Origin of the sequence: Virgibacillus tibetensis, from assembly GCF_036026595.1 — a bacterium.
In the GTDB taxonomy this organism is placed as follows: domain Bacteria; phylum Bacillota; class Bacilli; order Bacillales; family Amphibacillaceae; genus Virgibacillus_P; species Virgibacillus_P tibetensis.
The window spans coordinates 199,058-211,561 of record NZ_JARZFX010000004.1 but is presented as its reverse complement, the minus strand read 5'-3'; the positions used below and the strand labels follow the sequence as shown (position 1 = coordinate 211,561).

Annotated in this window: 12 protein-coding genes; 1 reads left to right on the top strand and 11 read right to left on the bottom strand. The window is 38.0% G+C overall.

From position 1 onward, the window contains the following. Nucleotides 1–21: 21 nt before the first annotated feature. The 11 genes from QGM71_RS10995 to QGM71_RS10945 all read right to left on the bottom strand — a co-directional run bounded on the left by QGM71_RS10995 (nucleotide 22) and on the right by QGM71_RS10945 (nucleotide 10,992). Complete coding sequence (locus tag QGM71_RS10995; RefSeq protein WP_327607594.1) at nucleotides 22–654, bottom strand: acetyltransferase; 633 nt, start codon at nucleotides 652–654, stop codon at nucleotides 22–24. A gap of 1 nt (nucleotide 655) precedes the next feature. Beyond that, nucleotides 656–1,255: a sugar transferase gene (locus QGM71_RS10990; protein ID WP_327607593.1), complete on the bottom strand. Its 600-nt coding sequence runs from the start codon at nucleotides 1,253–1,255 to the stop codon at nucleotides 656–658. Nucleotides 1,256–1,294: 39 nt separating this feature from the next. Beyond that, nucleotides 1,295–2,350, bottom strand: a complete 1,056-nt coding sequence (gene galE / locus QGM71_RS10985; protein WP_327607592.1) for a UDP-glucose 4-epimerase GalE — start codon at nucleotides 2,348–2,350, stop codon at nucleotides 1,295–1,297. A gap of 14 nt (nucleotides 2,351–2,364) precedes the next feature. Continuing rightward, the gene (locus QGM71_RS10980; RefSeq protein ID WP_327607591.1) at nucleotides 2,365–3,435 is read right to left on the bottom strand and encodes an EpsG family protein; all 1,071 of its coding nucleotides are present in this window, start codon (nucleotides 3,433–3,435) and stop codon (nucleotides 2,365–2,367) included. A 27-nt stretch (nucleotides 3,436–3,462) separates the two neighbouring features. After that, entirely contained in the window at nucleotides 3,463–4,356 is an 894-nt protein-coding gene (locus tag QGM71_RS10975) for a glycosyltransferase family 2 protein (RefSeq protein ID WP_327607590.1), read from the bottom strand. Further along, the gene (locus QGM71_RS10970) at nucleotides 4,353–5,468 is read right to left on the bottom strand and encodes a glycosyltransferase family 1 protein (protein ID WP_327607589.1); all 1,116 of its coding nucleotides are present in this window, start codon (nucleotides 5,466–5,468) and stop codon (nucleotides 4,353–4,355) included. The genes QGM71_RS10975 and QGM71_RS10970 overlap by 4 nt, the downstream gene beginning before the upstream one ends. Next, a complete protein-coding gene (locus QGM71_RS10965) occupies nucleotides 5,453–6,604 on the bottom strand; it encodes a glycosyltransferase family 4 protein (RefSeq protein WP_327607588.1) in 1,152 nt (383 codons plus the stop codon). The genes QGM71_RS10970 and QGM71_RS10965 overlap by 16 nt, the downstream gene beginning before the upstream one ends. 17 nt (nucleotides 6,605–6,621) lie before the next feature. Then, nucleotides 6,622–7,500, bottom strand: a complete 879-nt coding sequence (galU, locus tag QGM71_RS10960) for a UTP--glucose-1-phosphate uridylyltransferase GalU (protein WP_327607587.1) — start codon at nucleotides 7,498–7,500, stop codon at nucleotides 6,622–6,624. Between the two features lie 22 nt (nucleotides 7,501–7,522). Beyond that, nucleotides 7,523–9,349 (bottom strand): polysaccharide biosynthesis protein, encoded by a 1,827-nt coding sequence (locus tag QGM71_RS10955; protein WP_327607586.1) that lies wholly within the window; start codon nucleotides 9,347–9,349, stop codon nucleotides 7,523–7,525. 295 nt (nucleotides 9,350–9,644) lie between these two features. Further along, nucleotides 9,645–10,304: a CpsD/CapB family tyrosine-protein kinase gene (locus tag QGM71_RS10950; protein WP_327607585.1), complete on the bottom strand. Its 660-nt coding sequence runs from the start codon at nucleotides 10,302–10,304 to the stop codon at nucleotides 9,645–9,647. After that, entirely contained in the window at nucleotides 10,294–10,992 is a 699-nt protein-coding gene (locus QGM71_RS10945; RefSeq protein WP_327607584.1) for a YveK family protein, read from the bottom strand. The genes QGM71_RS10950 and QGM71_RS10945 overlap by 11 nt, the downstream gene beginning before the upstream one ends. A gap of 378 nt (nucleotides 10,993–11,370) precedes the next feature. On the opposite strand from QGM71_RS10945, the gene QGM71_RS10940 reads away from it, so the two are divergent. Continuing rightward, the gene (locus tag QGM71_RS10940) at nucleotides 11,371–12,390 is read left to right on the top strand and encodes an LLM class flavin-dependent oxidoreductase (protein ID WP_327607583.1); all 1,020 of its coding nucleotides are present in this window, start codon (nucleotides 11,371–11,373) and stop codon (nucleotides 12,388–12,390) included. Nucleotides 12,391–12,504: the final 114 nt, after the last annotated feature.

Below are 12,504 nucleotides of genomic sequence, written 5' to 3'. Positions count from 1 at the left end.
CACAACCTTTTCATTTACTATTTATTTAATGAGGATTCTTTCAATAATTCTTGTCGGACAACCAACCGCCTTGCTGTACGCTGGAATGTGTTCGATTACGGTAGACCCTGCTCCAATTACCGACCAGCTTCCAACATGCATGCCCGGAATGATAGTAGCAGAAGACCCAACATGCACGCCCTCACCCGTTGTTACAGCTCCGGCTAACGTTGCGTTAGGTGAAATATGCGCATAAGTACCAACTGCATTATCATGTTCTATAATCGCACCCGTGTTAATAATACAGTGCATGCTTATCTCTGCTTTGGCATTCACAACCGCGTTTGGCATGATCACCGTCCCGTTCTCTATTCTTGCCGAAGTACTGATAACTGCTGATGGATGGATGATGGTAAGGTATTGTTCTGGAAGCAGGCTTAAACTTTGAACTACTTTTTTGCGGACGTTATTATTCCCTATTGCAACAATCACCTTGATATCTCCTCGTATCAGTTTTACTAAGTAAGAAATTGGCGCATGAATGATTCCTCGTTCCTGAAACCTTTGTTCATACTTATCATCCAAAATAGCAATTACTTCATATTCTTCTTTGGCAAAAATCATTTCCTGTATTACTCTGCTGTGTCCCCCATCTCCCAGAATAATTACTCGCATCCTACAGAACCCCTTGATTGCCATTGAATTTTTCCATAGTAACAGAATCCTGATGAGAGATTCCTTCCCTTTTCAGAACCTTTGAGGTGGTTAGTAATAAGATTTTACAATCGATGTAAATACTTTGGTTATTTACATACCACTGATCTAAGTTGAATTTTTCTTCCCATGTAATTGCATTTCTTCCATTGATTTGTGCCCATCCAGTAATACCGGGTTTTACAGATTGTCGTGACCTTTGTTTTTCGTTATAGAGGGGTAAATACTCCATTAATAGTGGCCTTGGTCCAACTAAGGCCATTTCACCTCTTAACACGTTAATCAATTGGGGGAACTCATCTAAACTTAACCTTCTTAAACGTTTGCCTAATGGTGTTAATCTAGTTCCATCAGGTAATTCCCTTCCTTTATCATCTAACTGTTTAGTCATGGTTCTAAATTTATATAGATAAAATGGCTTACTGTTTAATCCTGGTCTTAGCTGTCTAAATAATATTGGGGTACCCATGCGTACTCTGATAATGACAGCAACAATAAAAATTATTGGAGAAAATACCGTGAGTAAGGTCAAAGAAATTACGATATCCATCACTCGTTTCACGCTTTGATCACTCCTTATATCGAATGTGTTATTAAGGCATTAAAAAACCGCTGCATCATTATGCACCGGATTCTGGTATTCTGTAGTCGTGTATCCATTTGGATTTTTTTGTTGCCATCGCCATGTATCTTCGCACATCTTATGAATCCCTCTTGTTGCTTGCCAACCGAGTTCATTTTTGGCCTTTGTGGGATTTGCAAAGCATATCGCCGTATCACCTGCCCGGCGTTCTGCTATTTTGTAGGGAATTGTTTTTTCAGATACCTCTTCAAATGCTTCCACCATCTGCAGTACACTGTAACCCTTGCCTGTTCCAAGGTTATAGGCCTCTACACCTCCGGAAGACTGAACTTTTTCCAAAGCACTCAGATGTCCGGTTGCTAAATCCATAACATGTATATAATCTCTTATACCTGTTCCATCCATTGTTGGGTAGTCTTTTCCAAATATAGTAAGTTGTTCTCTCTTTCCAACTGCCACTTGGGAAATATATGGCATCAGGTTGTTCGGTATTCCACTCGGATCCTCACCAATATAACCACTTGGATGTGCTCCAATTGGGTTGAAATATCTCAATATGGCAATATTCCAAGTTTGATCCGATCTATATATATCATGTAATATTTCTTCAATGATTTTCTTTGTTCGACCGTATGGGTTTAACGCATTCAGTTTCGTGTTCTCATCGATTGGAACTTGATCAGGTGTTCCATATACAGTTGCCGATGAACTAAATACAAGGTTTTTCACGCCGTGCTGCTTCATGACCTCACATAAATTCATCGTACCTGTTACGTTGTTTTGGTAATACTTGAGCGGAACAGCTACTGACTCACCAACTGCCTTTAGACCGGCAAAGTGGATCACGGCATCAATCTTATTTTCAAAGAATATGGCTTCCACTCTATCCTTATCCAGCAAATCTGCATGGTACGTTTTGAAATCTTTACCTGTTATCTTACTCACCCTTTTTACTGCTTCTGGGTTACTATTGCAAAAATTATCTATAACAATTATTTCATATCCCTTAGTAAGTAATTCAACACAAGTGTGCGTTCCAATATAGCCCGCTCCACCTGTCACAAGAACTGCCATTCATTCACCCCTTTTCACCAAAATAGGTAATCACTTCTATAGTTAATATTGAGTGTCATTACATTTTCATAAATATAATAAGCCAAGTAACAAACCAAAATTCCAAAATAGATTAACCTCTGATCCTTTTTACTGAAAAGCTTTACTATCCAGGAAATAAGAATTAATTGATACAATTGAAAATAGATTGCAAACCTGGCAAATATCCAATTTTGAGTCGAGATAAGCATAAAGATCGAACCTACTAATGCCATATTTACGATATAGTCACTGGCAGGGAAGATTTTCTTCAGTTTCTCTCTTCCTAAATATGCCAGGATAATCGGCACAAAGTGGACAACTACTCTGATAAAATTAGCCCCACCCTCAGCGAATCCACTATAGTGACCATATTGTGATCCATCAATTGCCGAGAACAATAATGCAGAAAACCTCTCATATCCAATTACTATGAGGATTGAAAATAGAATTAGAGTTACTGTTGCACTCGACCATGCCTTAAATCTGACTAGAAAATAGATAGGAAGCAGAATTAGTGCACTTTGATGAAATAAGGAAGCAAAAATTACGACAAACGAATATTTTAGTAAGTTGCCATTAATTAAATATTTAATGGCTGTAAAGGCAATTGCTGCAGCCAGAACCTGCCGGATTCCATTCATGGATACTAAAAATAACCCACCCGTGATATATACATACAAACTAATTTCTATCATTCTGGAATAGTTATAAAAAACCATAATAATTAGCAAGTTGGTTATCAGTGCTGTTGTAAATATGAGTATTTGCGGATCAGCAGATACATAGTTTTGCAGCACCATTTGAAGGACACCAAATCCGACATCTTTTTGCGAGAGAATGTATTCCCATGTAAAATCATTTGTTTCGAAGGAATGGACATATGAAAATGTATCTCCAATATTAGATCGGAGGCCCGAGACGGCTACCAATGTTACTAATGAGGCAAAGACTAATAACTTATTGGGCTTAATGGAAACAGGTGATTCTAGGTCAGTAGTCGCTGCATACCTGGAAAAAAAAGAAAAAATATATACAAAAGCAAGGTTAAGCCAAAGAAAAGTCATTTGATTTTTCCTTTCAATTTAAAAGAATTACTCTAGTATAGCCGTCCTCGTTTTAGTTTTAATATATAGATATAATAGTAGTCCGACCGGGATTGCCAGAATGGTTATTGTTTTATTAGGCGTTTCTCGTATAAAGGAGTGGTTTTTGCTTAATAAACTACTGGATACATAATGTACAGCCTGCCTGAACTTAAAAACTTTACTTGCAAAAGGTAAGCCCATCAATTCTTTCCGGTAAAATGAAAAACCCCTGGGATTGCTACGATATTGTTTTAACATATTACGTGAAGAACCATCAGGGAGATATTCCACACAGCATAAAACTTCATTCATCAGCAGCATTTCGAAACTCTTATCCAGCATGTAATATTTGTAGGCTAATCCTACATACTTTTCATTTGTAAACAATGGGTAAGGATATTTCTTTGTTAATTCTGAACGATATACCAGCTTTTTATCTCCAGTAACCCCATGCTTGTTATAGAGATCAAATAATGTAGAAGTATTCAAGTCTACCGGTAATTTTGTTCCAATAACTTTACTTTCACTTGTTGAATCCAGACCAATTATTCCACTAACCTTTTTGTTACCATATTTTTCCCAAAATGCGAGGATTTTTTCTACTGCATCTATTGGCATATAATCATCGGAATCAATACAGACATTTAATTCCGTGTTAATCCGTTCGTATGCACTATTATGTGCCCCATGCATTCCTTGGTTTTCTTGCCAATAATAATTTATAGGAATGACATTTTCTTTCATCCATCCCTTAACAAGACCGCGTGTGTTATCCGTAGAACCATCATCAATAATCAACCATGCAAAATCCTTGCATGATTGTTGTTTCAAGCTTTCATAGCATTTACTAAGGCAAAATGCCCGGTTATAAGTAGGTGTAAAAACCGTTAGCTTTTTCATAAAGCTTTCTCTTTCATAGATAAATAAGAACGTTGTGCATGCTCTGCAGTTTTCCTTATATCATAGCCCTGCTTTAACAATGCATCATGGGAAATTGAACGATAGTTATCTACTTCCAGATTAATGATTTTTTGAATCCACTCATTTTTATTTGATAAAGGAAGCTGCTGTATCAAGCCAACTCCCATATCTACTTCCTTTGTTATCGTGTCCGCAATGAAACAGGGTAAACCCGCTGCTTGAGCTTCTATCAAAGTTACTGGGAGTCCCTCATGTAATGAAGGAAATACAAACATATCAAATGCTTGAAGTATTAAATGAATATCCTCTCTTATCCCAAGAAACCTTACCTTTTTATCCAGTTTTAATTCTTTAACTCTTTCCTCAAGTTTTAGCTTTAAAGGACCATCGCCAACCAACAGCAAGATCGAATTAGGTTCTTGTTTAACTACGCCAGCGAAAATATCCAATAAGAGCATGTGATTTTTTTGGGGAGAAAACCTGCCAACATGCCCGACAACTAATGTATCGTTTTTAATATTCAATTCACTTCTAATTGCTTCTCGGATTTTCAGCGAATACTGAAATTTATCTGTTTCAACTCCATTTTTTAAAATAAATGCCTCATGACTTTTGGTTGTAAATAGCCATTTAGCAGCTGCTTGAGAACAAGCATAGTAGTGAGTTGCCTGGGATTTAATATGGCACCCTGCATACCACTTATAAGTTTTAGCAGCTATACCGCCCTCACTCTCTGTATTGTGACTGTGCGCAATCCGAATAGGTACATTTGCTCTCTTAGCGGAGCGAAGCACAAAACCGCTCATTTTATCCATATGGGAATGCACGATTTTATATGCCGGATGTTCTAATAAGAAATTCCTCAATGCCTGGTTAAAGCCCTTATGACCTGCTTCCGTAACATAGGGGATCCGGTGAATAATACCTCCAAGCCTACTAATTTCTTCATCAAATGCGCCTTCTTTACAGGTCAGAAAATCAAACTGTATTTTGGTTTTGTCAATATTTCTGTACAGATTCATGATTAGGGTTTCAGCGCCTCCCCGGTTCATATTAACTACTACATGCAAAATCCTTAATTCGCTGCCCACACCGTCACCTCCTCTTCCATATGTGATTTGTAAATCAGGCTTTTTTCAGCCAGTACTTTGGTTGAACTATACATATCTATAATCAGTTTACGCCCTATTAGGCCTAACTTACTTTTTACTTCTCGGTCATCTGAGAACAGCTTAACGATTCCAGCAAATTCCTCAAGATTGTAATCAGCTAAAAGCCAGCCTGTTTTATTCGTTTGCACGAGTTCCCTATGCCCTCTGTTATCAACCGCGATGACTGGAAGACCACATGCCATTGCTTCCATTACATTAACAGGCAGACCCTCACGATAACTAGAAGCTACGGCAATATCACACACTGGCAGCAACTGATCGATATCCTTTCGAAAGCCAAGAAAATCAACCATATGACTAATCCCAAGACTACTGGCGAGTTGTTGACAGCTGGACAGCATAGCACCTTCTCCTGCAAGTAACAGCTTCACACGTGGAACATCTTTTTTCAGTAATGCAAGCATATGCAGCAGAAACTGCTGGTTTTTATTTTTGTTGAACTCTGCTGCGTAAAATAATAAAAAGTCATCAGCATGATAGCCAAATGACTTTTTCAGTTCTGTTCTTTTAGTTTTATCAACCGGTTTAAATTTCTCTGTATCTACACCAACACCATGAATGTGTTCAATACTTCCTGCCTGGAACTGATGCTTTACCGCCAGCTGGTAGTCTTCTTGGTTAATTGTCAGTAAGCAGTCCGTATACCGCGACAATAATTTTTCAATAGGATAATAGATCAGCCAGTTTGGTATCGGCGCACCGCTGAAAAAATGAAATCCATGCGCAGTATAAAACAGCTTCGTGCCTTTTCTTCTAGCCTTTCTAGCAGCAAGTCGGGCTAGCAGGCCTCCTAAAGGTGTATGGCAATGAATGATAGAGTAATCATTCTGCTCAATAATCGTTTTTAATTGCTTATAAGCTTCTAGGTTCGAGAGACTAAATGGGGAACGCTGAATCGGAATGTTGTGTTTAGTATCGGTATAGGGAAGATCTATGGTACCGGATGCTGCAACATCAACTTCCCATCCCTGGTCTTTAAACCACTTCATAGTGGGCAGATGGAAAGCCTTGAAATGATAATCAACCGTTGCACAGTATAGTATTTTATTAACCATAACATCCCCCTTTAGCCCTATTTTGTTAATTCTGTTTCTACAACCAATGATAAATAATCCAATAATTCTCTTCTCAAATCATCCCGATGCAAAGCGAACTCGATAGTAGTTTGAATAAAACCCATCTTCTCGCCAACGTCATAACGCTTCCCTTCAAAATCATATGCGTATACTGCCTCAAACTTAGTAAGCTCTGCGATAGCGTCTGTCAATTGAATTTCATCTCCAGCACCTGGCTTCTGCCTGTTCAAAATGTCAAATATGGTTGGGCTCAAAATATAACGACCTAGAATAGCCAAATTAGATGGTGTCTCTTCTACTTGTGGTTTCTCTACTAAATTATGGACCGTATAAAGATGCTCATCGATTATACGACCATCCACAATTCCATATCTGGAGACATCTTCTTCTTTCACAGCCTGCACCCCGAGAATAGAGGCATTATAATGTTCGTATTGATTTATAAGTTGCTTTAAACACGGTGTTTCTGATTCAACAATATCGTCACCCAGCAAGACAGCAAAAGGATCGTTCCCAATAAATTTGCGTGCACACCAGATAGCATGACCCAGACCCTTTGGTTCCTTTTGGCGTATATAATGAATATCTACCATTTTGGAAGATTTCTGCACCTTACTTAACAAATCAAACTTTCCTTTATTGAAAAGATTTTGTTCCAATTCGAATGAATGATCAAAATGGTCTTCAATAGCTCTTTTACCTTTACCCGTTACAATTATAATATCCTCAATACCAGATTCAATTGCCTCTTCGACAATGTATTGAATAGTAGGTTTATCAACGATTGGCAACATCTCTTTTGGCATTGCCTTAGTTGCTGGCAGAAATCTTGTACCCAATCCTGCAGCTGGAATTATCGCTTTCTTAACTTTCATTTCATTACACTCCTTATCAATCTTATAAAGGTATTGCTGACTTTGATTGTTGACTGAACTCATTGTTTGCAAGATTTAATAATTCCTGCCTAAGAACTGAACTCTCTAAATTTCTGTAGCCCTCTATGATTTTCTTTATATCTTCTAAGAAAAGGTTAGCTGTTGTTTTTCCAACATAAATTTTAGGGTATACTTGGTTTTCATTAATTTCATTTTCTTGTAGTAATTCTTCAAAAAGCTTCTCCCCTGGCCTTATACCAGTGAACTCCAGCCCAATCTCATCAATTGAATAGCCAGATAGTTTAATTAAGTTTTTAGCAAGATCTACAATCTTTACTGGGTCGCCCATGTCCAGTACAAATATTTCTCCACCATTTGCTAGAGCGCCAGCTTGAATCACGAGACGTGAAGCCTCTGGAATGGTCATGAAATAGCGGATCATATCCGGATGAGTCACAGTAACCGGACCTCCATTTTCTATTTGTCTTTTAAATAAAGGGATGACACTTCCACGGCTTCCCAGCACATTGCCAAATCGAACTGCAACAAACTTTGTACTGCTGTTTTTGTTCATGTTCTGCACAATCATTTCTGCTATTTTCTTAGATGCTCCCATAACACTAGTCGGATTAACTGCTTTATCTGTCGATACCATTACGAATGTATTTACATTATTCCAGCTTGCTGCATTAGCTGTATTCATTGTTCCGATAATGTTATTTTTTACAGCTTCTTCCGGGTTACGTTCCATTAAGGGCACATGTTTATGGGCAGCTGCATGGTAGACAACATCCGGTGTATGTTTTCTCATCACTTCCATCATTTTCTTTTCATCCTGAACATCAGCTATTTCCGTAACGAATTGAATAGGTTTATGGGTAGTATTTTCTTTTAATTCCATTTCGATCGTATAGATGCTATTTTCTCCATGACCGAGTAGTATGAGCTTACTGGGAGAAAACTGAGCAATCTGCCTTGATATCTCCGAACCGATAGAACCACCGGCTCCTGTTACAAGGACCACTTTTCTCGTAACATACTCCGAGATACTGTCTATATCCATATCAATCGGATCCCTACCGAGCAAATCTTCTACTTGCACATCCCTAAACTGGTTAACAGAAACTTTTCCAGTTATTAAATCTTCCAATAATGGCAGTATTTTAGTTTGTGCTCTTGTTTTCGCACACTCTTGAAAAATAATATTTAACTCTTTCTTTCGAAGAGAGGGTATCGAAATGATTATATTATCAATTTCCAAGTCGTTTACAGCCTTCTCTATTTCTTTTACCCCTCCGATTACAGGGAGTCCAAAAATATCAAGTTGGTGTTTATTCTTTTCATCATCGATAAAAGCAACTGGAAGAAGATTGCTTTCATTATTCTTGAGTAACTGCCTTGCAACCATTGTTCCAGCTGAACCAGCCCCGATTATTAGTGTTCTGATTTTATTATCTTGCCTGTTCATGATTGAGTCGCGGTAAATCCTCCACACAAATCGCGATCCACCTATCAAAAACATATGAAGCAGCCATGTGACCGCAAGTAGTTTAAGATAAATACCTTGAGTAATAATTAATTGAATTAAAATGGCAGAAAGAATAGAGAAGGAGACGATTTTGAAAATAATTAGTAATTCTTTTGTACTGGCGTATTCCCAGATCTTTTTATAAAGCTTGTATTTTAAGGCAAAAAAATGATGGCATAAAAGAACTGCAATGAAGCTTGTTATCAGCAGGGGATTTTGATAAATATCTATACTTACAAGAAAACCACTTAAAAACATGGCAGTTAATACAAAACATGTATCAATTATAATAAAAAGGGATAGTCTCTGCGTGTAGGTCATTTACTTCCTCCTTTCTTTTTTATTCACAACTGCAACTGCAAAGATTAACATACTTGATTTGTGACGCAATACACCTCAGTTGCGCAGTATCATTTATGTATTCATATGGGCATCTAACCCATCCTCACACCACACTACTGACGACGCGCGTCTAAGGTTAATATTTATTAACCCACAGCATGATCGAGTGCCTGCATAGATAAAGGCAAGTAGGCATCACCAACTATAATTTTCTCTATAACATTCATATTACTTTAATTAATTCTTAATAACGAACAATTAAATTAAAAAAATTTCATCCCTTTTCATTTATTATGACACCAACAAGATCCGACCTGGAAAGCTTAAGTATCTTCCTGGCCTCTACTGCCTTCTCCAATATTGTTTTTCCGCGATTTACCACTAAGATAACCCCGTCACATTGATTAGCCAGCAACCTAGTCTCCGTCGATTTTAGTATCGTTGGTGAATCGATTAATACCATATCATAAGCAGTCTTTACCCCATTCAACAGCTTTGCCATAATTTCATTACCAAGCACCTCAGCAGGACTGGAAACCGCTGACCCACTAGTTAAAATGTCGAGTTTTCCAATACCTGTTTTATGAATCGCCTCATCAAATGTTGCCTTCTCTGTTAAAATATCGGTTAAGCCAACTTCATTGGAAATCTTAAAAATACGATGAATAATTGGTTCTCTTAAATTTGTATCAACCAGCAGCACCTTGTCTTTTTGCTGGGCGACAGAAACTGCCAGGTTGGCCGTCGTCGTGGACTTTCCTTCACCTATACCTGGAGAAGTTACGAGGAATGTCCTTTTTCTCTTCTCCTCAGACAGAAATTTAATATTCGTCCGTATTGTTCTAAATTGATCCGAAATAATTGAATCTGCACTTGAGTGGGTAATGAGATGTCTCTTTTTTACGCTGTCTGCTTTTGACCTCTTATTTAACACCTACCGTCTCACTCCTTCTCAATTTCACTTCATGGGATTTGGTTTTCTTCATTACTAATTTTTTCTTATTCATATTTGAAACAACTCCAATTACTGGAACACCAAGTGCCTCTTCAACATCACGCTCTTTCCTTATCTTTCCATCCAGAGATTCCAATAGAAAGACTAGACCAGTTCCCGTTATTATTCCAAAAACGAGGGCTATGACGGTAGTATGGTTTTGTTTCTCATTAATTGGATACGGGTTCTCTTGAGCTGCTGATAATAATTGGACATCCCGAAAATCGAGTATGTTTACTATTTCATTTTTAAAGGCATTCGCTGTAGCGTTGGCAATGGATGCAGCAACCACGGGATCTGTGTCAATGACAGAGATCATAATTACTTGTGAGTCTTCCAGTCTCTGAACTTCTATTTGGCTGGAAAGACTTTCAGATGGCCTTGATAGCTGTAATTCCTCTTTTACTTTATTCATAACTATTGGATCTTTAATCATTACCATAAGTGTACTCATCGATTCACTGTCTGATCCTATAATGACCCTGGTAGATGACTCATACAACAGTGTTTGAGAGGTAAGATTGCTGTATACAAATCCAGCCAGTGCTGCAGCAGCTGCTACAAGAGCTATAATCCAGAATCGCTGTTTTATTGAAGCAAATATTTCTTTAAGATTAATTTCCTTCACCTTATCCATACCACCTTTATACATATGGGTTTAATTAAATTCTATTCACTAAAATACTGTTTATTCTTTATAACGAACATAACCACTAAAAAAATAAACATTGACTTGAATAGAATTAGTTATATTTCTTTCTACTATCTTAGTGTAGTTCTTTATACAGAACAAGTCAATAGTTTTTTGCATTAAATTCGTTTGTTATTACACAAATTTTTTTCCATTAATACTTTATTAAGAACATACGAGCAGAATATACGAATGCTGTATTTAAATCAAGCGTTTCTTTTACTACTTTCAGACCCTGCATGTATAGGCTAATTATTGGACGGAACACTATTAAAAACGTATTATTTCTTACTAAGAAGTACTAGAGGAGTGAATATGTTGACGTCCAATCAATTTAAAAAATTTAATAATATACCACTATCTGTTCTTGATCTTGCACCTGTTAATGAAAACAGTGATCCAGGTCAATCTTTTAAAAAGAGTGTAGAATTAGCTCAGCATGTTGAAAGGCTGGGTTTTCACCGGTATTGGCTGGCAGAGCATCACAACATGCCTGGCATTGCCAGCTCTGCAACCTCAGTGATTATGGGGCATATTGCCGGTAAGACGAATCACATGCGAATTGGAGCTGGAGGAGTCATGTTGCCCAATCATGCTACACTGGTTATTGCTGAGCAATTTGGTACCCTTGAATCGCTCTACCCTGACAGAATCGACCTTGGCCTGGGCCGTGCACCTGGAAGTGACCAAGCGACAGCTTATGCACTGCGCCGAACACTAAATATGCGTGTAGAGGATTTCCCCATGCAGGTAAATGAGCTGCAGGATTATTTTTCGGATGATCCAGTCTCCCGTGTGAAAGCAGTTCCTGGCCAGGGTCTTAATATACCAATCTGGTTACTTGGTTCAAGTGACTTTAGTGCACGATTAGCTGCCGAAAAGGGATTATATTTCTCTTTCGCCAGTCATTTTGCACCAGCCTATACTATTCCAGCATTAAAACTGTACCGGGATAATTTCCAGCCTTCTGCATTTCTTGAAAATCCATACGCAATGGTCGGCGTTAATGTAATTGCAGCTGATACGGATGAAAAAGCGCATTATATTGCCACCTCTCTACAGCAACAGTTTTTAAGCATTCGTAGAGGCAAACCAACAAAACTGCAGCCCCCAATAGAAAATATTGAAGAGAAATGGTCACCTATGGAGCTTGAGGCAATTAAGCAATCACTCGATCCACGCACCACGATCGTAGGTAGCCCAGAAACAGTGAAGGAGGGGCTTAAAGCTTTCCAAGCGGATACACAGGCAGATGAAATAATTATTGCTTCACAGATTTTTAATCAAGAAGATCGATTGCGGTCCTATGAGATAGTTGCTGAATTAATGAATTAGATCAACTAAAAGCCTCGTTCACTGTAGTAGTGAATCGGGGCTTTTTATATAAAGGAAACTGTTTTCCATGAGCGTACAAAGAATTCAGCAGCAACAAAAATGCCCCAGAAGAGT